Source organism: Paenibacillus sp. B2(2019) (assembly GCF_008370385.1).
Taxonomy (GTDB): domain Bacteria; phylum Bacillota; class Bacilli; order Paenibacillales; family Paenibacillaceae; genus Paenibacillus_AQ.
In genome coordinates this window covers 257,383-281,427 of sequence record NZ_VTZR01000017.1, presented here as the reverse complement: position 1 = coordinate 281,427, position 24,045 = coordinate 257,383, and the positions used below count along the sequence as shown (strand labels likewise).

Here is a 24,045-nt window from a genome sequence, read left to right as displayed (position 1 = left end):
CTCTCAAATTCCCGCCTGTAAGTTACTTCCAGACGCTGTTTACCTATCCACCCCAAGCATCTCCAGCCCAAGCCGTACACGAATATCTTCTGCATTCTCAGTTAAATAAAGAGCGTAAGCTTTTATAATCGGCGTGTCTAACTCACATTGAAGTTGAAATAGCTTCTGTTGATCGAGATAAGGTTGTGCTATAGATCGTGGTAAAAATCCAAAGCCCGCCCCTAGTAGCAGCATGTCCAGCATAATCATCGAGTGATCAGTCTGAAGTATAGGCACATAGCCGGCTCCAACGATACTAGTAAACCATTCCGGAAACGGACCTCCCCACTCTAAATGACAATACTGCCGCTGAAAAAAATCCTCCCTGCTTACAGGCGTTTCTCTTAATTGTGTGGAGACCAGAATAATCTCATCTTCAAACAGGAGATGTCTGGTCACCTTAGGATGTTCCGGCGGGTCATATTTAATAGCAACATGGACTATTCCATCCAGTAAAAGATCACGTATCATATAGCTAGAATCAATATAACTTAGGAATTTGATAGCTACCTTGGGATGATCACGTCTAAATGAAAGAATGTGCTGCAGGTAATAATAATGCCATACAGACCCAGGTCCACTCAAAATGATATAGTTCTCCAGTTCTTCGGATAGAGTCACCTTACTCTCTTCAAACAAACGAAGCATCCGCTCGGCATATGGAACAAAAGATATCCCTGCCTGCGTTAAGCTAACATTCCGGTTATCACGTGTAAGGAGCACCTTGCCCACGGAGTTTTCTAAAGCTTTTATTCTTGCGGTAACGGCGGACTGGGAGATATGTAGATGTTCTGAGGCCTTGGTGAAATTTCGAATTCTACATACCGCCAAAAAAGCTTCTAATTGAGATAAGTCCATGGATAACACCCTCTATGATTCAAAATATTAATGATTACGATCTATAAAATTCGTTATACAAATTATATGTATTCAGTTATGATTTCGCTATATTTTTAAACTTATAAGTGCTGGAGGAATTTATATGGTTAGCAAGGTCAGAATCGAACAATTATTTACGATTAAGGAATCTATTAATGAGCTTTCAAAGCTTCTAATACAGGTGGTGGAGGATGGAGCCTCCATTGGTTTTTTACCACCCTTAGATCCGTCAGACTCTACATCATATTGGCACAATGTTTTGGCGCCCGATGTGATTCTTTTTGTCGCAACAATGAATGATATTATCGTGGGAAGTGTACAACTACATTTATGTACAAAAGCAAACGGAACGCATCGAGCCGAAATCGCAAAGCTAATGACACACCCTAATTATCGTCGTAATGGTATTGCTCGTTCTCTTATGGAAAAGGCTGAAGAAAGAGCTAAACAGGAAGAACGATCGTTATTAGTGCTTGATACAAGAGAAGGCGACCCTTCCAATCTCCTTTATACTTCAATGGATTACATACAAGCTGGACGTATACCGAGCTATGCAATATCAGCAAATGGTGAATTACATGCGACGATTTTTTATTATAAGGTCATTGGCTAGACATTTTGAACTTAAAAACATTCTAAAAGGAAGAGTGGCGGAGGGGAAGCTTGGAACTGTAGGAGCGATAGCGCCCGCCTTTGTCTCCGGATTTCAACCGTGAAACACGGTATATAATCAAGAAATCTGGGGACAACAGCGGCCGGAAGTCCAAGCATTCACCGCAGTCACACAATTACCTTAATTGAAAAATCTTAAGTTCAACTAATATAGACATTTATAAAACATCAAGTTATAGTATTGATAATACTTTTAATAACCATTTTCAAAAGTCTAGAGGTGAATAAAATAAACCAAATCGCAAACAATTCTATTCGTGTTAAAAAGATAAATCAGGAGCTCATCAAGCAAGCCTTGAAATCGATGAAAGAAGGAACCAAATCAACGATTGCTACCGCCACCGGGTTAAGTATTGCCACTTGCGGAAATATTCTAAATGAGCTTATGGAGACAGGTGAAGTCATTGAGACGGAGCTGGAGGCTTCGAATGGAGGTCGGCCGGCCCGAAGATTCATCTATAATGCCGATTTCACCTACATCGCATGCATCTATGCCAAAATTGAAGATGACCAACAATCCTTAACCTATGCAGTAACGAATTCCGTTGGCGAACGTGTAGATGATGGATATATCAAGGCTGAGAGTATTGAAGCTACAACCATTGATCATTTAGTAGGCACACTAATTCAAGCCTATAACAACATCAAAGCCGTGGGCATTGGAATCCCTGGACTGGTTCACCGAGGCGTCATCAATATTTGTGATATCAACACTTTAATTCATACTCCCTTAGAGTCACTCCTCAGAGAGAAATACGAGGTTGAAGTCACAGTTGAAAATGACATGAATCTATCCGTTTACGGATTCTATAAACAGCAGGATTACGAAGAGGATAAGACCATCGTCGTGTTGACCTTTATCAAAGGTGCCTTTCCAGGTGCAGGGATGATGATCGACGGGCATATCCACAAAGGCAATACTAGATTCGCGGGCGAAGTCTCATTTTTACCGTTTGGAATCTCGCGTGACGAGCAATTCATTCGTTTGGGGCAGACAGAAACGTTTATCCCATTGGCAGCTCATACCATCGCTTCATTGACGGCAGTTATTAACCCTGAGACGATTGCGCTCACAGGTGAACAAGTTAGACAAGAGGATGTGCCACATATCTATCAAAGTTGTCTGGCATTCATTCCAGAAGAGCATATGCCTCATCTAATTGTGCTGGATCACCCTGATAATTATTACATGAACGGATTAATTGCGATCACGCTGGAAAGCTTGACCTATTCGTTGCAGCTGGTTGAGAAGCGCCGGTAAGTATTTTTTATGACCCTAACATTTGCATTGTCGATTGGATCTAAAACCAACAAGAACTTCAGGAGGAATTTCGAATGGCAACAAACAAAGAGAATATGATTGCAGGAAAGCTTTACATGGCTGGTGGAGAAGAATTAGCTAGAGATAGTAAAAGATCCAGAATGCTCACTCGTTTATTTAACAATACGACGGAAGAACAAGGCGAATATAGAGTAGAATTACTTAAGCAATTATTCGAGTCTACGGGTGAATCGTTGCATATTGAGCCACCTTTCCGCTGCGATTATGGCAGTAATATTACTGTCGGAAATAACTTTTACGCCAATTTCGACTGCATTATCCTGGACGTAGCAAAAGTAACGATAGGTGAGAATGTTCTCTTTGGACCTAGAGTAAGCGTATATACCGCTGGCCACCCTATAGATGCGGACGTTCGTATTAGTCTGCTCGAATTCGGTACACCGATTACCATTGGAAACAATGTCTGGGTTGGCGGAAATGCCGTTATCAATCCCGGGGTAAATATCGGCAACAATGTAATCATCGGCGCAGGCTCTGTCGTGACTAAAGATATACCTGACAATGTAATCGCAGTGGGGAATCCTTGCAGAGTGCTAAGAGAAATTACAGAGGACGATAAACAACACTGGGAGAAGCTTAAAGAAGAGTACTACAGAGACATCGAGCAATAAAGATACCCGATTCTGGAGGTTCTCACGTTGAAAAAGCGTTTTGGCGGATTTAATAAGGTTTATGCCATGCAATTGGCAACGATCTTTTTGGGGTTTATTGTGTTTGGGATATCGGAAAATATTAAAGGGCCAGCCATTCCAAGAATTCAGTTTGACTTCAGTCTGGACGAAAAGCAGCTGGGTACCCTTCTATCCCTAAACGCACTAGGTTATTTGATCGCTTGTTCCTTCACAGCTGTATTGGTTCGTAAGTGGGGGATCAAGGCTGTCAGTATTATTGCTTTCGCATCCATGATATTCTCTGGCGTTCTAATTTACATCTCACATAGCTATCCCCTCTTCTCGGCTTCATACTTCCTAATGTATATTGGAAACGGAATGCTTGAGATTGGACTTGCCATCCTGGGAGCACGTATCTTCGTTAAAAATACCGGGACTATGATGAACTTATCCCATTTCTTTTACGGGTTTAGTTCCACGTTAGCTCCCCTACTGGCAACAGGGCTGATGACGGTAAGTATATTCGGTCATACTCTGGATTGGCGCGGAATGTATCTAATAATGCTTAGCTTATCTTTACTGCCTATACTATTTGCCTTACGGAGTACTTTTCCAGGTGACGATCTTCCACATGAAGACCGTATTCCCTTAAAAACGCTTGTCCGTGACCCTGCTTTATGGCTAATGGTTCTTATCCTTTCCTTCGGAGTAGTGTCGGAGCTTGCTGTAGGCGGATGGCTCGTAAATTTCCTTGAAAAAGCATACCTGTGGGATACGGTTACTGCATCTGGGATGCTGTCTACCTTCTTTCTCTGCTTCTCGTTAGCAAGACTCCTGCTCGGACCCGTTACTGATAAGATTGGATTTAACCTATCGCTTATCATCTTTTCAGCCTTCTCTGCCCTGTGTACGTTTGCCGCAATTTTGGGTGGAGAAAAGCTCGCATTTCTATTTGCCGCTGCAGGAATCGGGATTGCGATGATTTATCCTACGGTTATGGCTTTTATCGCCAAAAGATATCCACATGGTAGCGACACCGCCATCACATTTACAGTCACGTTAATGGGAGTAGGTAGCGTGATTGGTAACTATGCTATAGGTGCTGTGATCGAAGGCGTGAAGCGGCTTTACGGTGCAGAGACGCAAACAGGCTTATTACGCGGACTTCAAGCCGGTTATGGTTTTATCGGATTATGTGCAGCGATATGCGCAATATCAGGTTGTATTCTATATCGTTATTTACATCGCCGCCAAGAACTTATCTAACCTCATCTATATTACTTAAAAAACCTGTCGATTTAATCGGCAGGTTTTTTGGATTCGAACTATAGTTTCCCTGTATGTGCTGCACCGTACGGCGAGCTAAGATCATCAGTTGATGGACTAAGCGACCCGCAGCCCACTCATCAGCTCCAGTATTTTTCTAACAATTTGTTCCTCTTCGTTGCTCACCTTTTCCGTTGCCAATTCACCAAGCTCTGTGTGTTCTCCAACACAAACCGAATGAGCGGAATGTCTAAACATTTCTATGTCGTTAGCATCGTTACCAAAAGCGATAAATTGCTGCATTTCTACGCCTAATTGTTGTAGTCCTGTCCATTTGTTCACACCTTGTGGACTTATATCAATAATATCTTCTTGTCCATGCTGGTAGATCACAATAGGCAGATTTTGCAGCTTATGTATAAGCTGTTCCCCGTTCAGACTGCTCAAAATAACTACTTTCACAAGCTCATCCAGCTCAGATGGACTTACATTTTTGGCGCGTTGTTCTGGATCTACATTTCTTCGAATGGGATGATCATCAGAACCCGAATATGAATAATCCCAGTGACTGTCAATCAAATAAGCTGCATTAAACTCTTCTATTAATTTCAAGAGGATGTCCGAAGTTTGCGCGTCAAAATGTATCGTCGAAATAACCTCTCCACCTTTTGCAATAAATGCACCATTCCCGCCAACCATAGAAAAATGATGCATATGAGCAGGCAACACAGGCAACAAATCACGAATAGGCCGGGCTGACGCAAAAATAACCTCATGACCTTTTTCAATTAGAGTATCCAAGGCTTGTACGATTCGTTCACTCAAAGGTTTGCCGCTAAAACATATGGTTCCATCTAAATCAAAAATAAATTTCATCATCTGTATCCTCCCCTTTTTCTCTATAATAACGAGTTCGTATATAATAGAAAGGACCGATGTCCAAAAAGGAGTACGCAATGAAAACTATTCAGGATCCAAATCTTATAGCACATTACATTACCCAATTTAATCTAAATCAAGTATTCACGATATCAAAACATGCTTTAATTCAGTTACGTGTCTATGAGCAGAATGAAATCATTTTGCATGAGGGGGATGAGCTGGACGGAATTTATTTTCAAGTGGAGGGGCGTACTAAGGTCTCTTCTAGTGTGGGAACGGGAAAATCCTTGTTATTACGGTTCTGCTCACCCTTGTCATTATTCGGGGACATTGAATACGTGCAGGAGGTTGTGGTCCAATCACAAGTGGAAGCGGTACAACAAACCTCTCTCTTATTTATCCCGAAACAAAAGATTGAGTCTGACCTAATGGATAACCATAGCTTTAAAAACTTATTGCTGAAACATCTTTCTTACAAGCTTCTAACCTGCACATCCGCATCACGAACGAACTTACTAGGCGCTGTCGAGGAACGACTTGCAAGTTATTTATTAACGATACAGCTCCAACGGGAGTTTGGAAAAGAAATTCAGACACCCTATATCCCAGATATAGCTTCGTTAATTGGGACTACTCCCCGCCACTTAAACCGTGTCATTCAGCGGCTCACCGACAAGGAAATTTTATATAAAGTTAAGCAAGAAATTGTCGTGCTCGATTGGGAACGCTTGGACGAAATGTCTAACGGAATAAGATTTGAATAACCTAAAAGCCCATCATTTAATTGAGGATAAAATGATCGATGTCATCATAACGGATATCGATCTTTTCTCCGTTTCTTTTGACAAGATTTATATACAGAGGAGCTGCATCAACACTTCCGCCACCAACTAATACATGGTAGTCATCATTGATTTCATATTTGCGGATGTACAAACCTGAACCGACGTCTTCAAAGGGATAACCTTCAAAATCCTTCCACGACAACCCCTCGCCTTGCTGAGCTAGATCCCGTACTTCATCAATGGACAATATCGCAGCTTTTTTATCATTACAGGCTGAAAGTATAATCGTCAAAGCAAACAATAACAGCATTATCAAGTTACGCTTACTTCTCATTCATAAACCTCCCAACTTTATATTTTGTTATTTATAGGAAAATATAAGGTAATAATAACATAGCTTAGACTAGATGTTAAAAAGGAGTAAAGTCCTTTTGGGGGTGCTTTACTCCTTTTGAAATCTTTAATTGGGAGGGATATTGGATTGGCACCGCAAGCTACAACACCGGAAAATGAATATAAAAAAACAGGTCAGTCATGGTGGTATCTGACCATAACCGACCTGTTTATGTAACGCTTTAGCGTAAATTAGGTTACGCTTTTCAAGCATTTTCGTACGTACAAAGGAAATCAAGAGATTCTTGCTGCGACATTACATGGGTTATACGTATTTAAGGTTGAATGATAGATTCATTCGGCACTGAATAGGGCTAATCATCAATCACGTGCTAACATGAACTAAAATAGTATTACTCTTTTAGCATTTCAAAAAATTCTGATATATTTGTGGCGACATTTTGTGTTACTGGTGAAAATTCCTCTGACTCTTCGTGAAACCAAATAACTACAGTAGGTTCTTCTATTTCTCTAAAATCCAAACAAATAAAATCCCCTGAAAAAAGTGCTGCAATAGGAACTACATTCATCCCCACTAAATCTTCATTATCCGTTAATCTATCACCTATTTGTGTAATAATAACTTCAACATCATACCATCCATTAATAGGGTCAGACTCACTATCATTCAATATACAAAGAAACTTTTCAATTATATATTCATGTTGATTAAAACTAAACATATTTGTGATTGGCACAGCTCCATTATTATCCTTAATAAAACTCCTATAAGTCCCAGGAAATGAAACTCTCAAGCTTCGCTCAACTACATCTATTAATTCATCGGTTGGCAATGGAAGGACAATCGTATTAACATCCAATCTCACTTCCTATTCTTATCTTTTAGCATGCGCCCAACCACCTGGAGCTCTCCCACCCTGATGATTTATGGAATTATGCATACCAAAAGGTACTAATTCCATTCTACCGTCAATTTCAGAATGATGCCATGTTGTGCCAGGTGGGCGTTTTCCACCTGGAAGTTGAGAATCAAGCCATTGGAACTGTTGTGGATCAGACTTCTTCCAATAGTCTTTCGGCAACAGTAAAACAATAGACCCTATGTATCAGACCATTTCTACCAAACTGGAGAGAATTCATACTTCTGGAAGGAATTAACCCGTGAAAAAACTAGGAAATCCCTGATAACTCGAACTATTTCCCGGTATCAAATCTCATATATGTTTAAGCAAATGCAAACAGACAACCTCATAAGAGGCTGCCTGATGTATTCTTTAATCCAAGCAGAATGAAATCATTTTGCATGAGGGGGATGAGCTGGACGGAATTTATTTTCAAGTGGAGGGGCGTATTAAGGTTTCTTCTAGTGTGGGAACAGGAAAACCCTTGTTATTACGGTTCTGCTCACCCTTGTCATTATTCGGGGACATTGAATAGGTACAGGAGGTTGTGGTCCAATCACAAGTGGAATCAGCTATGATAACCACTTAATCGAGGATAAAAGGATCGATGTCATCATAACAGATATCGGTCTTCTCTTCGTGGCAGGTTATGCAAAGTTAGATTAGTCGTAACAGTGTAGGTAGCCCTCAGTTGCACTTTATACATCTAAAATCTCTATTTCTGACGTCAACGCCCATTTAGTTGCACATTGTACACTTATTTAATAGAAAATGAACAAAATTGAGTGTGATCGGGACTTTTAGTTGTACGAATTACACTTATTAACCGAAAATAGTAGCCGTCCCCTCATATAGTTGTACTTTTTACAATTATACGGAGTGATTAACTTTAGCAGTGGCACCTCTTCCAGTAACAAAGCAAAGAGCCGATCCTTAAAAACAGGATCAGCCCTTTCACTTTCTAATATTAACGTGTAACCAAGGCCAACTTTTCGTTTATCTTCGCAGAAGTCCCCGCCTGATTAATGACTTCTGTTGTTTCAGTCGTATTCGTAATGATGATCGGTGTAATAATGCTGAAGCCTTCACGGCGGATGCTTTCCAGATCAACTTCCATCAAGATGTCGCCTGCCTTCACCGTGTCACCCGGCTGAACCAGAGTATTGAAGTATTTACCTTTCAATTTAACCGTATCTATACCCACATGAATTAGTACTTCTGTACCATCATGGCCAACTATGGCGATAGCATGCTTCGATTTTGCCAGGGTAGCAACTGTACCGCCAATAGGTGAAGCTACCTGACCTAATGAAGGCTCAAGCGCCAGTCCTTTGCCCATTGCCCCACTTGCGAACGCCTCATCTGGCACGGCAGAGAGCGGCAATACGCTGCCAGTCATTGGACTGAACAACAATGTAGCATTAACCTTGTCTGTTTCTACAGCACTGAAGGTTACTTCATTGTTGACCAAATCCTGCACGGGCATTTCGCCGGACTCCGAAGCTGAAGCTGATACCAGCTTATCGTCCTCAACATCTTTGAACCCGAGCATTAAGCACAGCAGAAATGCTGCAACAAAGGAAACAGCCATCATAATCACACCATATATAATGTTTGAAGTTCCCCTCTCACCGGAAAAAGCAAGCAGAGCCATAAGGTTGTTCTGAGGTACATACAAGGTAACATGTACAATCCCAGCGAAGCAGCCCGCGATGCCCGCTGAGATGGCGGCGGCAATCATCGGTTTCTTCAACTTCAAGGTTACACCATACAAGGCTGGTTCTGTGATGCCCATCATGGAAGAAATCCATGATGCCGAGGCTAGCTGCTTCATTGATTTGCTCTTAGAGCGAATGGCTACCGCCAGTGTAGCTCCACCCTGAGCAAGGTTCGCACAGACCTGAGCCACCAGAATTAGGGCTTCCTGCCCCGTGGCTGCGAAGGCAGAGATAAAAATCGGTGTGAGCGCATGGTGCATCCCGGTCATAACAATGAACGGGAATGCTGCGGCGAGAAGAGCCACCATGACAAAACCGAGCGTACCTTGCATCAATTCAATCACATAAGCCAGTCCTTGTCCGGCATAATTCCCCAGCGGTCCGACAACAATTAGGACCAAAGGTGCGCTGATCAGCAGCAGCAGCGTTGGATTCAACAGAATTTTCAGCATATTAGGAACGATTCGGTCTATATATTTCTCAATATAGGACATCATCCATACTGTCAGCAGGACAGGAATGACTGAGGCTGCATAAATGACAGATGGAACCGTCATTCCTAGGAAGGATATCGGATCCTTGGAAGCCACCCAGGAAGAGAAGTTAGGATGGAGTAGAACACCAGCGACGATAACTGCAACTGAAGTATTCACTCTGAATTTCCGGGAAGCACTAACCGCTAACAGAATCGGCATGAAATAGAATGCAGCATCTCCGATAATATCCAAGATTCGATAGGTATCTGCTTCTGGAGACATCAGATCGAAGGTGGTTAACAGTGACAGAATGACCTTGATCATCCCTGCAGCCGTTAAAGCCGGAATCATTGGTGTCATACAACCGGTAATCGTATCAATGATCCGGCCAAAAACTCCCTTGGTTTTTCCGTCCCCCGAAGGCTTGCCGGAACCGCTGTCATCAGCACTCTGCACATTAAGATCAATAATTTCTTTATAAACAGCATTTACTTCATTACCGATAATAACCTGATATTGATCGGACGTTACGTTCACTCCCGCTACCGCTTCCATCCGGTTCAACTGTTCCTTGTCGGCTTTATCATTGTCTTTTAAACGGAACCGCAAGCGAGTCATGCAATGTTCCAGATCAATAATATTTCCCTTCCCACCGACCAGATGTATGATTTGTTCAGCAATTTGTTTGTAGTCTTTTTTCATATGCTCTTCCCCTTTAACCGTTTTCATTCGAACGCTTTGAAAATAACGGAGCCGCAAGTCCTCTTCCTGAGGACGCCGCTTCCGTTTACAGACACCTCTTTAGAGGCACTCGCCGCCTGATTCAATCACCTTTTTATACCAGTGGTAACTGGCTTTTTTATACCGTTTAAAAGTACCTTTGCCGTAGTCATCAGCGTCCACATAAATATATCCGTAACGTTTGGACATTTTGCCCTCACTTACACTGACCAAGTCGATGCAACCCCATGACATATAGCCAATTAGCTCTACTCCGTCCTGCTCCACAGCATCCTTCATATTGCGTAAATGATCGGACAGGTATTCAATCCGGTAATCATCTTGAACATGAAAATCCTCATCCGGTTCATCAGCGATTCCAAGGCCATTCTCCACGATAAACAAAGGAATCCGGTAACGATCATACAATTGATTCATTGTTATGCGAAGTCCAATCGGATCTATTTGCCAGACACTTCCACTAGGTGGTAGATATGGATTTTTTACCGTCTCAAAACCATTCGTACGACGAGTCTCCAGTCCTTCCGTGGATGCTGCCGTACAAGCGCTTGAGTAATAGCTGAAAGAGACAAAGTCTACTGTATTGTTCTTCAGGATTTCAAAATCCTCCGGTTTCGTGTGAATGTTGATCTTGTGCTTAGTAAAATACGATGCGATATAATTTGGATATTTGCCGTATACCTGCACATCGGAGAAGAATAGTGTATGTTTGTCACTTTCCAGAGAAGCGAATACATCCTCCGGCTTACACGTATATGGATACGTCTTGCCAGCCGCTAGCATACAACCGAACTGGATGCCCGGAACCATTTGCTTGCCTGCTTCCACTGTCAGAGCGTTAGCCAGGAGCTGATGATGCGCAGCCTGATATTTTTTCTCCAGCTTGTTATCAGCCGCTGTAAAGGTTAAGCCCCCTCCTATAAAAGGGATATGAAGGACCATATTCATCTCATTGAATGGAATCCAATATTTCACTCTGTGTCCAAATCGGCTGAGCAGTGTCTTGGCATAATTGACGTAAAAACCAACCACTTGGCGGTTTGCCCAGCCCCCATAATGCTCAACTAAATGCATCGGCAAGTCAAAGTGACTGATGGTAATCACTGGCTCAATGTTGTGTTTCTCTAGCTCGTCCAATATGCTCTCATAAAATGCGAGGCCTGACTCCAGCGCAGTAGCTTCATCCCCATTCGGGAATAGTCGCGGCCAAGAGATGGAGAATCGGAATGCATTGATGCCCATTTCCGCCAGCATTGCGATATCCTCTTTGTAATGTTCTCGGAAATGAATCCCCGTATGGCTCGGATAATGTTGGCCCTCTTCTGTAAAAATATTATCTTCGTCCATCATTACGTCTTTCAAACGACGGTCATTCATGGGCAGAACATCGAAATTGGATAGACCTTTGCCATCCTCCAAATGCGCACCCTCGGTCTGGATAGCCGAAATAGCGCCGCCCCACAGGAAATCTCGGGATAATTTCATAATAAACCTCCAAGTTGCTAACAGTTTGTAAATGCTCTCATTTATAAGCACCAACCTGTTTTCTTTAGTTGCCTATGCCTATAATAAGGCTTGTCAGAAGAGAATGAATCCCTTGATTTCATCAAATTGTTCTCATATTTGGTCCTGTCCAAAGGCAACTTTGATGGTTGAGCTTTTATATTGCAGAGGAGCGATACCAATACTTTCCTTGAACAAACGATAGAAAGTCTTCGTGCTTCCGAAGCCTACCTTACCGGCAATCTCCGTCACAGGATCATCTTCATTGAGGAGAATCCACTTCGCCTTATCAATCCGGTATTCGTTCAAAAAGGTAACAAAGGTTTTGCCGGTATGCTTCTTGAAGAATTTTGTGAAATACGATGGGGTGAAGCCCAGAATTTTGGCAGCATCCGCAAGTTTAATAGGATGGGTATAGTTTTTCTCCACATACTGGAAGACCATGGACAACTGTTCGAGAATTTCACGGGAATAAGGCTTATTGCTGACCATACGCGGTTTAAAATGATCCAGTTCGCGATACATTACTGTGATCAGCTCACACAAGAGGCTTTTGATAGCATATGCGTAACCGATCTGTTGTTCCTTGCCTTCCTGGTATAGCTTATTCAATAACTGAACAATTTTCTTCTGAATATCCGGTCTCCAGAACGTGGAATACGGTTCAATTGAGGCAAACAGCTCCTCTAGTGTAAAAGGTGTGTTATTCAGAACCATCACGTCCTGAAAAAAACTAAGGTCAAATTGGAAGACCAGCCGCTCACTTTTAGGTGAAGCCATCACATAATGAATATCTCCACCTTTGATGAAGACGAACTCATTTTCTTTTAGCTGCATCGGCTGGTCATTTACTCCAAGGTTCACTTTCCCTTTAACAATCCAGATAATTTCCATTTCCTTATGCCAATGTGGTGTAGTTAATATACTGCCATCGTTCTCAATACAGCGGTAAGGAAAGGCTTTATCCAGTCGTGGGAATTCCAAATAAATGGCCATCTGATCATCTCTCTTACTTATTTAGTGGATTTATAATCTCATTTATAGCGGACAAAGGCGAGTTTGGCTATTGAAGCTGAAACGTAAAAAGAGCTATCCATTACCCAACCAGGGAGCATGGACAGCAAATTTTAGGGATCGTTAATGATTCAATTTCTCTCATTTCGTAATTGCTCCACCGTCCCGACGAAACTGCTTGGGGGTCAAGCCAGTGTATTTTTTAAATAACTGTGTATAGTAACTTTGGCTACAAAATTTAAACATCAAAGCGATTTCGGAAATAGACTGATTCGTGTGAATGAGGATCGACTGCGATTCCTCAATTTTACGCCGGTTGACAAATTCCGTGAGCGGCATACCCGTTTCACGCTTGAAGCGGTCGGACAAATAACTGGGATGCACACCGACATGCCGGGAGATCAGGCTAAGGTTCAAATCTTGAAACAAATGCTCGCGTATAAAATATACGGATAGATTGACAATATGTGAATAGTGAAGATTCTCCTTTTGCTGGCGCATCACTGTAATGAATTGCAGGACCATTTCATATTCGTATCGATGAAGTGCCTCCAGCTCCGTCGTAGCTTCCACCGCACGGATGAACGTATCACTCAGCTGAAAAGCGGTCTCAGGGTCAACACCGCCACGGATAATCGCACGTGTAAACAAGGTGCAGGATGCAATCATAGCGTTTTTCTTGGAGCGCAGCGGATATCGGGCTAGCGTAGCAGCTTCCATTGCGTTAATTCTATGCAGTGCTTCCAGTGCCCAGTTCTCGTCACCGAGTCGGATAGCTTCCAAAAGCTCATGTTCATAATCCAGTGGAGGATGGACAAATCCCTCTGACAGTTCCGCAGAACGTGTGGGCCAATATTCCGGCAGTTTACGTTGTCCTTTAAATTGATCCATACTTGTTAACCTCACCTAAAAATTTTGATAATATCCTAAATAATTTAGTATAATTCTAGCCCTTTCAGACTTAAAATTCAATTCATAACCATCAAGGGAGGAAACATAAGCATGAGCTGGAGCATTGCCAATCAGGGATTGTCGGCAGATACCCTACTGAATTTAGAAAGTATTTTTACGCTGGGGAATGGATATTTGGGCGTGCGTGGCAATTTTGAAGAAGGGTATTCTGATAAAGAAATCCGCAGTATCCGCGGAACATATTTGAACGCCTTTCACGATGTGATTGACATTCCCTATGGGGAGAAGCTATTCGCCTTTCCAGGTACCCAGCAAAAACTGGTTAATATTATAGATTCCCAAGGGATAAACATTTATATAGGCGAAGATATGGAGCCATTTGCACTTACAGCAGAGAGTGTCCTCGCCTATGAGCGTAACCTCCATCTGGACAAGGGATACTCGGAGCGTAAAATCCACTGGAAATCCCCCTCCGGTAAAGAACTCAAGCTGCATTTCCGTAGACTCGTTTCTTTCACTACCCGTGAACTTTTTGCCATTCATCTGACTGTTGAGCCTGTCAATTTCACCGGTCCAATCCGGGTTGTCTCTCGTGTAAATGGCGATGTTAGCAACTATACTAACCCGAATGACCCGCGTGTAGCTGCAGGACATTCCAAACGCCTGAGCGTAGTAGCGTGTGAAGCTCGCGGTGAATATGTATGCCTGGAGAACGAGACGATGGCTTCGGCCCTGCGGACCTCCTGTGTTACCCGGCATGAATGGGGAGGTGACTGGCAGGTTGAAACTCAGGCTGGAGAAACCGATGCTACAGTGACGGCAACCTCCTCCTTGTCTGGGCCACTATCGCTGACCAAATGGAATGTCTATACCGATACACTACGACATGAACAAATGCTTGTAGATACCGGTATTCAGGTACAGGAATCATTGAAGCACCACTCCTTTGAAGACATGCTGGAACAGCAGGAGCATTATTTGGCTGACTTCTGGAAGCGCTCCGATGTAGTCATTGAGAACGACTTGTCGCTTCAGGAGGGTATACGATTCAACCTTTATCAGCTACTGCAATCAGCCGGACGCGACGCGCATAGCAACATCTCCGCTAAAGGCTTATCCGGTGAAGGGTACGAAGGCCATTATTTCTGGGACACGGAGATTTATATGTTCCCTGTGTTCCTAATGACTTCGCCTGACTTGGCCCGGCAGCTCCTATTGTACCGGTATTCCAAGCTGGAGGAGGCAAGGGAACGTGCTAAAGAGATGGGCCATACCCAAGGTGCCTTGTTCCCATGGCGGACGATTTCAGGTACGGAATGTTCCTCCTTCTTCCCCTCCGGCACAGCTCAATATCATATCAGCGCCGATGTAGCCTACAGCTATATCCAATACCATCTGGCGGAAGAAGATGACGCCTTCTTGCTCCAATACGGCGCCGAGGTGCTATTTGAGACGGCGCGGCTTTGGATGGAGATCGGTCATTACTACGAAGGTAAATTTCACATCGATGAAGTGACTGGACCGGACGAATACACATGTCTTGTGAACAACAACTATTACACCAATGTAATGGCCAAACATAATTTAAAATGGGCCGCACGCAGTTTTGCGCGGCTTCAAGAATATGACGAGGCTGCATTCCAAGCTTTGTGTGTGCGCCTGCATGTAACTGGACCAGAAGCAGACAGCTGGCTGAAGGCGGCGAATGCCATGCTGCTTCCTTACGACGAGAAGCTGGGCATTAATCCGCAGGATGATACTTTTTTACGCAAAGCGGTCTGGGATTTCGACAATACACCACCGGAGAAACATCCGTTGTTGCTGCATTACCATCCGCTCACGCTGTACCGTTATCAGGTCTGCAAGCAAGCCGATACTGTACTCGCTCATTACTTGCTGGAAGACGAGCAGTCACAAGAAACTATTCGCAAGTCGTACGATTATTATGAACAAATCACTACCCATGATTCCTCTTTGTCCTCTTGCATATTCAGCATTATGGCTTCGAAGATCGGATATAAGGACAAAGCGTATAACTATTTTATAGAGACGGCGCGGCTCGATCTCGACAATACGCACGGAAACACTAAAGACGGATTACATCTCGCCAATATGGGTGGAACGTGGATGGCTATTGTGTACGGTTTTGCCGGAACACGTCTCAAGGAAAATGGCCTGTCGCTCGCTCCGTCCCTACCTGCCGGCTGGCAGAAATATAACTTCCGCCTCACCTTCCGCGGCCGCCTCATTGCTGTAACCATTCGCGAGGAAGGTGTGGAGCTTGAACTGCTAGAGGGTGAAGCCCTTGAACTTACGCTCTACGGCCAATCGGTAACTCTGGGCAACGAGAAGCCGGTAACTCAGGCGCTGCAAGCCTAATTCATAAGGAGCGAAACACAATGAATGCAACATCTCAAATTCAAGCCGTAATCTTTGATCTAGACGGCGTTATTACCGATACCGCAGAATATCATTATCAGGCTTGGGGCATGATTGCGAAAGAGCTGAGCCTCCCGTTCACCCGAGAGTTCAATGAGAACCTCAAAGGTGTATCGCGCATAGCCTCACTGGAGTTGCTACTTGGACAAGCGGCAACTCCGAACACCTACTCTCCCGAAGAGATGGAGGAGATGGCGACCCGCAAAAATGAGTTTTATCAGCAACTCATTCAGCAGGTAACCCCAGCCGATGTGCTGCCTGGTATTTCTGAATTGCTCGCCGAGCTGAAGGACCACGGAGTGAAGACTGGCATTGCCTCCGCTAGTAAAAATGCCTTTACAGTTATCCGCCTTCTAGGTATGGAGAAAGACTTCGGAGTTATTGTAGATGCAGCCAAGCTTGCTCGCAACAAACCAGACCCGGAAGTGTTCCTGACCGCCGCCGATGCGCTTGGTGTAGATCCGCAATTTTGCGTCGGGGTCGAAGACGCAGTCGCCGGGGTAGAAGCGATCAGAGCGGCAGGTATGTTCGCTGTATATATCTCCATACAGGAGAGCTTGTCCATCGCTGATATGAACTTGAACCACACCGCTGAACTTAACTACTCCGAGCTAAACCAGCAATTCGCTGCTGCAAAGAATAGAAAAAGCTAAAAAATTGAGCATCCCAGTCTCAATATATGTAAGTCACGAACTAAGCCGGCAAGCTCCTGAGGGAAGCTTGCCGGCTTATGTTTGAAATATACTTTTCAGAACAATAGCTTCTGATTCCAGTCATCAATAAGTTATTGATAATATTGTGCTTGCGCTTTCCACATCGCACTATACTCTTGTTGGTCTTTCAACAATTGATCATGTGGACCGTATTCGCGCAATTCACCATTGTTAAAAAGTGCGATCTTATCGCAGAATTTACAAGCAGATAAACGATGTGAGATATAAATAACGGTTTTATTTGCTGCCAAAAGATTGAAGTTGTTGTACATCTCAAACTCCGCATAAGGGTCTAACGCAGCTGTAGGCTCGTCCAGAATAAGAATAGGTGACCTTTTGAGTAAAGCTCTAGCAACTGCTATCTTCTGACTTTCACCACCCGAAAAGTCTGTGCCTTTTTCATCAAAGATTCTAAATACCTGTGTATCTAGGCCTTTGTCCAAACCTTTCATTTTTGCTTCCAATCCTACTTGATTAAGCATTTCTTCCATTTCTTTTTCTGATGTTTCGCCATCCTCCGAGCATAAGTTGTCTTTGATAGAAAATGAAAATAACTTATAATCTTGAAATACTACGCCTAAGATTTTCATATATTCATCATATCGATATTCTCGAATGGATCTTCCATTCAGAAGAATCTCACCTGAATCAGGTTCATACAATCTGCACAGCAGTTTAATAAAAGTCGTTTTACCCGCGCCATTTTGACCTACTACGGCTAATTTCTCACCGTTTTTTATCGTCAATGAAACATTTTTCAGCGAATAGTGCTCGTTCCCCGAGTATTTAAAAAACACATTGCGAAACTCGATCTCTACATTATTCAGCTTCCCAATATCCATCTGCCCGCTTCTCATCGTTGCTTTAAGACTCTCAAATTCTCTAAATACCTCAATGTACTTACACATTTGACGAAACTTAACATAAGCATTCATTGCCAGAGACACTTGCGTAGAAAAGCTATTGGCGGCGGAGATATACATAACAAAACCACCAATTTGAATTTTCCCCGTAACTACTTTCACAACCATGTAGGCGTAGATAATGACCATTTGCAATTGAAGATTAACACTGGTCAGTCCCTTATATCTCCCCACTTTTTCGTAAAGCCCTCCAAAACCACTAACGCTTTCATTATGATATGCATCCACTTTATTCAGCAAATAAGGAGCCATCCCAAACAAACGGACATCTTTAGCCATGGAAAAATCAACGGCCAGTTTTGAATAATAGCCAAATTTCCGATTCAGAGGAGCTAATAATTTATGAAAATTGAATTGAGCTTGTTGCGACTTCCTAAAGATAAAGGTATTAAGTACAATCATCCCTATAATTACCACGATGATTCCAACGTTTAAAGTAGAGACTAAGGCCGTTAATCCCAAAAGGGAGAGCATTGTTTGCAGAAAAGTCTTCATACTAACTAGCATTTTACGTATAACATCCTGCTGACGAATGGGAGCAAGTGCCTGTTCTTTAAGATCTAGCACTTTGGAATTCTCTAAACTCTCATAATCCAGATTCATAATATGATTTCCAATATGTAGCTCTAAACTATCCATGACCAAGAAATTGGACAGTTCAATTTGTTTATTCAGGTAACTCTGAAGTAACCCCAAGACAGCATTACCTGCCACCAAAATTCCTATCCAGAGGATAATATTCATTTCGCGGCCGGCCCCCATCAATTCATCAATCAAATATTTGGGAAAAATGATGTTTATAAACGGGAAGATTGCGCTGCATAATGAAGATACCACCATTAGCGGGATGTACGATTTAGACATGGAATGTACCAGCTTCCAAAAGTAGAGGGTCACATGCCAATCCTTTTTCAGTGCAGGGAATGGATTCATAAGCTAGGCTTCACTCCCCTTATAATATTGTGCTTGAATCTGATACATTTGATTGTATTTTCCTCTGCGTTCCATCAATTCGCTGTGAGAACCGGCTTCGGAAATCTCTCCTTGCTCCATATACAATATCTGGTCACAGAACCGTGTGCTGGACAACCGATGGGAAATATATAATGCTGTTCTCTCTCCGATCATTTCATTAAATCTTGTATACAGGTTGAATTCGGCAATTGCATCAACTGCTGCAGTCGGCTCATCCAAAATAATCAATTCTCCATTCTTATATAGCGCCCTTGCTAACATCATTCTTTGGTTTTCCCCTCCAGAGAACTCAACGCCTTGATCATCCAAAAACTTTTGCATTGGGGTGAGAATACCTGATTTCAATGAGGCGACTTTTTCGCTTAGTCCCGCTTTTTCAAGACTGTCATGAATTCTTAAAGCGTCAGACTCTCTGTGTTCTTTTAGAGAAATATTCTCTGCTAATGAGAAAGCGAGTACGCGAATTTCTTGAAATACCGTAGAAAATAATCTCCAGTAATCCGTTTTAGCAAAATGTTTGATATTGATTCCATTCAGCGTAATCTCTCCACTATCGGGTTCATACAACCTGCATAACAATTTGATAAGCGTTGTCTTGCCAGCACCATTATGACCCACAATAGCAAGTCGTTGATGCGGAGGGATGATGAAGGATATTTTATTAAACACAGGCTGGCTAGTACCAGGATAAGTAAAGGAAACTTCTTTAAATTCTATCGAATAAGGGCCAGTTGGGAGTGTATGCATAGCTCCTTCCCCCTGCTTATCTTGCGGTATCTCTAAAAAGTTACGGAGTTCCTCTATGTATAAATTCTGTGTGCGCAGATGGGCTAAATCTTTCATAAATCCCTGAAGAACGCCAGAAAATCCAGCGACAGCAGTTGTGTACATCACAAAATCACCTATAGTTATCCTCTGATGAAGGTAAAGATACGCCAAATAACCATATACAATCCCCTCACGGAATAACCGGATCAAAATATCTAATATTTCACTTTGAAAATAAGAGCTGCTGATTGAGGACTGAATTTTCTGTCTATTTTGAACACTTGAATGGTATAGGGAGACCAATGTATTGTTAAAGGAATTAATCCGAATTTCCTTACCAAAAGTAAAATCTTGCATAATATCCGAATAATACTTTCTCTTCCTCTCCAATTCCGAAAGCTGTTGTTCATGTTCATACTCATAACGTTTAGCACGAAAGGAAAACACATAAGAACACCCAATACTTACAATTAAAAAAATAATAACAGCAAAATTTAATCCTCCAATTACAGTGATATAACCCGCAAAAGCAAGAAATCCAGCCAGACATGAAAAAAATGTATGAAAAAGTCCCTGAAACCCATTCTGCACACTTTGTAGAGAACGCTTGGCCTGCTCCATCTGATTAAGATAACCGGGATCTTCTGTATTTTTGAAATCAACATTCATATTTTGTGCAGTGTGGGCGTGGATCTGTTTAAATACAACTTTCATTAATTGGGTTAAACCCAAATTTTGTAGATATCCTGTAAAATAGCTAGTGATAGTCAGTATTAAAAACATCAGTGAAATTAGGAAGATAAAATGTTGAGGTCTTTGCTGTCCCGTCAGTTCATCTATAATAAATTTTGGGAATAGGATTAAAAGGAAGGGCTGCACAGCTAAAAGAAGCGTTACAGTAGAGTAATAAATAATGGAACGTCTACTGTTAATCCAGGATGTGGAGAGGACATAGCGAATGCTGGTCCAAGTGGAGGTTAAGGATTTTGTTCTCATTACATAAAGTTCCCCTTAGTATTTAAAATGTTTCTTGATTACATTTTATCAATACTATTATTTGGAAACAGTATGAATAAATTAGTATAAACAGTATTATTTTAGGTGGATTAACGGGTGAATTCATGCATCACAAATAAAAAGGTTCTTGCTAGCCGAAGCTAGCAAGAACCTTAATCTTTAGTTTCATCCTCAGAACACTGACTTCTATTCGCCATTGCGGGTATCCTCACAGTATTCCAGCTTTATCAGACCTATCTTTAAAAAGCTTCTTTATAGTGAGTCCAAATAAAACACAGCAAGTCAGTGCCGCACAAAAATCAGCAATAGGCTCAGCAATAATCACTGCATCTGTTTTCGGGCTAATAAATGTCGGGAGCAAAAGTACTAATGGAATAAGCAAGATAATCTTACGCAAGATCGCGATAAAAATAGAAACTCGTGCTTGTCCCAAAGCAATAAATACTTGTTGAAACGCTAATTGAATACCAAAAATACAAGTGCCAAGGAAAAATATCTTCATTAATCTAGCGGTCAGAGCCACAAGCTCAGGATTATTGGTAAAAATGATAATGGGCAGCTTCGGAACAAAAATGGCCACGCCCCACATCGACAATCCGAAAGCTGCGCAAAAAACGCTGCAATATAAAATGGTGGATTTTACACGTGCGAAATCGCGAGCTCCATAATTATAGCTAATAATAGGCTGTGCCCCTTGTGCAAAACCAGATAACAACGTCCCAAAGATTTGCATCAGCGTGCCCATAATCCCCATGGCAGCAACGTACATATCGCCTCCAAATTTAGCTAAGGACGTGTTAAATACAATTTGAATTAAACTTTCGGTCGACATCATAATAAACGGAGAAAGCCCCAATGCAAGTACACTTGCAGCTTCTTTAGGTTTAATGCGCATATTCGATAGACGCAAGCGCAGATGAGCTCGTTTAGAGATTAAGAACCCTAATACCCAAATAGCCGAAATAAATTGGGCAATTACAGTTGCCAACGCTGCACCCTTAATGCCCATATTCATCTCAAAAATAAAAATGGCGTCAAGGACGATATTCACAACCGCTCCAATGCATACCGTGAGCATGGCTGTTTTGGCGTATCCTTGTGCTGCAATGAACGGATTCAATCCCAAAGAAATGAGCACCGCCACAGTTCCTAGAAGGTAAATGCTTAAAAAATCGTTGGCTAGCGGCAATGTATCGTGGCTCGCTCCGAATAACGTTAAGAATGGCGACTTAAAGATAAGAAACAAAGTGGTTAGGATTATGGATGCCATCAGCAGCATAGTAAAACAACTTCCCAGTAATTCTTCTGCTTTTTTATGTTCTCCTTCGCCCATCTTTATGGAAGCTAGGGGTGCCCCACCAGCTCCGATTAGAGCTGCAAATGCTGAAATCAACATAATGATCGGAAAAGATATCCCTATAGCGGATAAGGCTAGCGTTCCCCCCTCTTCCATTCTTCCGAGGAACATCCGGTCAACTACACTGTACATGGCATTGATTAGCTGAGCTATAACGGCAGGAATAGCCAATAAGAAAATAAGCTTGGGTATACTTTGGTTGGCAAAACGATCCTTCATTTGATTATTCATTTATTCATTTCCAATATAGCTTCACGGAGGCTTTTAGGAAGCTTTTTGACAACCATATCGTAGGAATGGTCTATCATGTCAAAGACATCCGACGCTGACAAGGAACCATCGATCATGATTGAATTCCAGTGTTTTTTATTCATATGAAAGCCTGGTCGAACGCAATCATGTTGCTCTCTTAAGTTCTCCGCAATGATCGGGTCACATTTTAGATTTAAGCGAACAACCTTCCCTGTTTCCTCAAAAATAAGTGCGAACATTTTATTAGCCACTTTGATGACCAATGGAGTGGGGCCAAACGGATGCTCTTGAGTCGTCCCTTTCTTTTTCAAACAATATTCGATGATGTTATTCTTCAACTCTCTCTCTCCTTTGCTGATCAACAATCTGATCATTTCTGCCATTAACCATGTTTCTTAATTATATCATTTTGTTCTGCTGAGCAGTTTCTGCATAATTTCTCAGGGAGGAAATCATGAACTTATCTAGGATTGTTAATTAAGAGCTAACCAAAGGAGCTATTTCATAGTTTTGGGTAGCTCTTATTTTTTGAAGCAGACGAAAACTGCAACATCTGAACATTTATGGGCATACTACATACGTTTAAATTTAAATATAAAGGAGCTTTTTTATGACAGGAATTTTAGGTGGCAACCCCAAGGATGAACCGATGCATTATGGAGAGATCTTTAGTGTATGGCAAGCTTCGATGGTAGCAAAGGGGGCCCTTTCGTGTTACCGAGCTTACTTGTATCATGCCGGTGATAATGATCTCAAAAAAGTATTAGGCGCATTAATTGATCAAGCCGAGCTTGAGGTTAGTGAGTGTGATACGCTGCTGGCAGATAACGGGATTGCTTCAGTACCAGCGATGCCGAATAGACCCGAAGCCAAGCTTGAAGATATTCCTGTAGGTGCACGATTCACGGATCCCGAGATTGCTGCTAAAATTGCTGCTGACACTGCTACAGGATTGGTAGCTTGTAGTCAGGTTATGGGTCTTTCTATCAGAGAAGATATCGGTGCATTATTTGCAAAATATCACCTAACTAAAGCAGCGATAGGCGTTAAAATCCTCAATTTGAGCAAGAAAAAAGGTTGGTTAATTCCTCCCCCACTTCAGGTAAAAAGACCAGAGTCTGAATAAGTCTTAAATGTGTTTAGCTCCGCTCCGTTGCGGTGCGGAGCTTCTATTTTTGTTATTGAATCTGTTTTGGTTATCCTATCAACATCTTGCTTGGTACGAAACTTGGGAGCTTCACGAATTAACAGCCTTTCAGAGCAATCAGTTAATGCTATTTAAAATGGAATTGAATGACGTAAGGCAGTTTTTCATTTCATGTTGAGTGAGGATTTTATGCAGCCTATGACCTTCAAAAGCTTCTCTCTAATGATGTTGCAACAGCGAATAAAGCCATTTCTCATGATTTGATTATACCCTGAAAAGGCCTTCGATAAATCGGAGGCCTTTTTTGGTTGTCCTACAAAATGTTTCTTTTGAATAGGCTAGTACTACACACAAACAT

22 protein-coding genes are annotated in these 24,045 nt (G+C 42.2%); 9 read left to right on the top strand and 13 right to left on the bottom strand.

Annotated elements, in window-relative coordinates:
* Positions 1-39: 39 nt before the first annotated feature.
* Positions 40-897 (bottom strand): LysR family transcriptional regulator, encoded by an 858-nt coding sequence (locus tag PAENI_RS15540; RefSeq protein WP_149645912.1) that lies wholly within the window; start codon positions 895-897, stop codon positions 40-42.
* Between the two features lie 124 nt (positions 898-1,021).
* On the opposite strand from PAENI_RS15540, the gene PAENI_RS15535 reads away from it, so the two are divergent.
* The 4 genes from PAENI_RS15535 to PAENI_RS15520 all read left to right on the top strand — a co-directional run bounded on the left by PAENI_RS15535 (position 1,022) and on the right by PAENI_RS15520 (position 4,809).
* Positions 1,022-1,531, top strand: coding sequence for a GNAT family N-acetyltransferase (locus tag PAENI_RS15535; RefSeq protein ID WP_149645911.1), 510 nt, complete (start codon positions 1,022-1,024; stop codon positions 1,529-1,531).
* A 363-nt stretch (positions 1,532-1,894) separates the two neighbouring features.
* Positions 1,895-2,851 (top strand): ROK family protein, encoded by a 957-nt coding sequence (locus PAENI_RS15530; protein WP_262495622.1) that lies wholly within the window; start codon positions 1,895-1,897, stop codon positions 2,849-2,851.
* A gap of 74 nt (positions 2,852-2,925) precedes the next feature.
* Positions 2,926-3,543 (top strand): sugar O-acetyltransferase, encoded by a 618-nt coding sequence (locus tag PAENI_RS15525; protein ID WP_042186427.1) that lies wholly within the window; start codon positions 2,926-2,928, stop codon positions 3,541-3,543.
* A gap of 66 nt (positions 3,544-3,609) precedes the next feature.
* A complete protein-coding gene (locus PAENI_RS15520; protein WP_149645951.1) occupies positions 3,610-4,809 on the top strand; it encodes an MFS transporter in 1,200 nt (399 codons plus the stop codon).
* 117 nt (positions 4,810-4,926) lie between these two features.
* Here PAENI_RS15520 and PAENI_RS15515 read toward each other — a convergent pair whose 3' ends face one another.
* Positions 4,927-5,685, bottom strand: a complete 759-nt coding sequence (locus PAENI_RS15515; protein ID WP_149645950.1) for an HAD-IIB family hydrolase — start codon at positions 5,683-5,685, stop codon at positions 4,927-4,929.
* Between the two features lie 80 nt (positions 5,686-5,765).
* Between PAENI_RS15515 and PAENI_RS15510 the strand changes: the two genes are divergently transcribed.
* Complete coding sequence (locus PAENI_RS15510) at positions 5,766-6,455, top strand: Crp/Fnr family transcriptional regulator (RefSeq protein ID WP_149645910.1); 690 nt, start codon at positions 5,766-5,768, stop codon at positions 6,453-6,455.
* Positions 6,456-6,471: 16 nt separating this feature from the next.
* Here the strand turns inward: PAENI_RS15510 and PAENI_RS15505 are convergent, their stop codons facing one another.
* The 3 genes from PAENI_RS15505 to PAENI_RS33055 form a co-directional block, all read right to left on the bottom strand.
* Positions 6,472-6,810 (bottom strand): hypothetical protein, encoded by a 339-nt coding sequence (locus PAENI_RS15505; protein ID WP_149645909.1) that lies wholly within the window; start codon positions 6,808-6,810, stop codon positions 6,472-6,474.
* Between the two features lie 412 nt (positions 6,811-7,222).
* Entirely contained in the window at positions 7,223-7,696 is a 474-nt protein-coding gene (locus PAENI_RS15500) for an SMI1/KNR4 family protein (protein WP_149645908.1), read from the bottom strand.
* A gap of 9 nt (positions 7,697-7,705) precedes the next feature.
* Positions 7,706-7,912 carry an HNH endonuclease signature motif containing protein gene (locus PAENI_RS33055; protein ID WP_223178959.1) on the bottom strand — a complete coding sequence of 69 codons (207 nt, stop codon included), beginning with the start codon at positions 7,910-7,912 and terminating at the stop codon, positions 7,706-7,708.
* A gap of 211 nt (positions 7,913-8,123) precedes the next feature.
* Between PAENI_RS33055 and PAENI_RS15490 the strand changes: the two genes are divergently transcribed.
* Entirely contained in the window at positions 8,124-8,267 is a 144-nt protein-coding gene (locus tag PAENI_RS15490) for a cyclic nucleotide-binding domain-containing protein (protein ID WP_149645948.1), read from the top strand.
* 432 nt (positions 8,268-8,699) lie between these two features.
* On the opposite strand, the gene PAENI_RS15485 is transcribed toward PAENI_RS15490, so the two are convergent.
* The 4 genes from PAENI_RS15485 to PAENI_RS15470 form a co-directional block, all read right to left on the bottom strand.
* Entirely contained in the window at positions 8,700-10,655 is a 1,956-nt protein-coding gene (locus PAENI_RS15485; RefSeq protein WP_223178958.1) for a beta-glucoside-specific PTS transporter subunit IIABC, read from the bottom strand.
* Between the two features lie 72 nt (positions 10,656-10,727).
* Positions 10,728-12,152 carry a 6-phospho-beta-glucosidase gene (locus PAENI_RS15480; protein ID WP_149645906.1) on the bottom strand — a complete coding sequence of 475 codons (1,425 nt, stop codon included), beginning with the start codon at positions 12,150-12,152 and terminating at the stop codon, positions 10,728-10,730.
* A gap of 132 nt (positions 12,153-12,284) precedes the next feature.
* Positions 12,285-13,166: an AraC family transcriptional regulator gene (locus PAENI_RS15475; protein WP_149645905.1), complete on the bottom strand. Its 882-nt coding sequence runs from the start codon at positions 13,164-13,166 to the stop codon at positions 12,285-12,287.
* Between the two features lie 159 nt (positions 13,167-13,325).
* On the bottom strand, positions 13,326-14,075 hold the full coding sequence (locus tag PAENI_RS15470) for an AraC family transcriptional regulator (protein WP_149645904.1): 750 nt from the start codon (positions 14,073-14,075) through the stop codon (positions 13,326-13,328).
* A 111-nt stretch (positions 14,076-14,186) separates the two neighbouring features.
* On the opposite strand from PAENI_RS15470, the gene PAENI_RS15465 reads away from it, so the two are divergent.
* Complete coding sequence (locus PAENI_RS15465) at positions 14,187-16,475, top strand: glycoside hydrolase family 65 protein (protein ID WP_149645903.1); 2,289 nt, start codon at positions 14,187-14,189, stop codon at positions 16,473-16,475.
* Between the two features lie 20 nt (positions 16,476-16,495).
* On the top strand, positions 16,496-17,188 hold the full coding sequence (gene pgmB, locus PAENI_RS15460; RefSeq protein ID WP_149645902.1) for a beta-phosphoglucomutase: 693 nt from the start codon (positions 16,496-16,498) through the stop codon (positions 17,186-17,188).
* A 131-nt stretch (positions 17,189-17,319) separates the two neighbouring features.
* Here the strand turns inward: pgmB and PAENI_RS15455 are convergent, their stop codons facing one another.
* From PAENI_RS15455 to PAENI_RS15440, 4 genes are all read right to left on the bottom strand, one after another.
* The gene (locus tag PAENI_RS15455) at positions 17,320-19,011 is read right to left on the bottom strand and encodes an ABC transporter ATP-binding protein (protein ID WP_223178957.1); all 1,692 of its coding nucleotides are present in this window, start codon (positions 19,009-19,011) and stop codon (positions 17,320-17,322) included.
* Between the two features lie 96 nt (positions 19,012-19,107).
* Positions 19,108-20,697 carry an ABC transporter ATP-binding protein gene (locus PAENI_RS15450; RefSeq protein WP_223178956.1) on the bottom strand — a complete coding sequence of 530 codons (1,590 nt, stop codon included), beginning with the start codon at positions 20,695-20,697 and terminating at the stop codon, positions 19,108-19,110.
* A 442-nt stretch (positions 20,698-21,139) separates the two neighbouring features.
* Positions 21,140-22,519, bottom strand: coding sequence for an MATE family efflux transporter (locus PAENI_RS15445; RefSeq protein WP_149645899.1), 1,380 nt, complete (start codon positions 22,517-22,519; stop codon positions 21,140-21,142).
* Positions 22,516-22,923 carry an MmcQ/YjbR family DNA-binding protein gene (locus PAENI_RS15440; protein WP_410477470.1) on the bottom strand — a complete coding sequence of 136 codons (408 nt, stop codon included), beginning with the start codon at positions 22,921-22,923 and terminating at the stop codon, positions 22,516-22,518. Before PAENI_RS15440 ends, PAENI_RS15445 begins: the two co-directional genes overlap by 4 nt.
* Before the next feature lie 227 nt (positions 22,924-23,150).
* On the opposite strand from PAENI_RS15440, the gene PAENI_RS15435 reads away from it, so the two are divergent.
* On the top strand, positions 23,151-23,666 hold the full coding sequence (locus PAENI_RS15435) for a DUF3231 family protein (protein WP_076284173.1): 516 nt from the start codon (positions 23,151-23,153) through the stop codon (positions 23,664-23,666).
* Positions 23,667-24,045 lie beyond the last annotated feature (379 nt).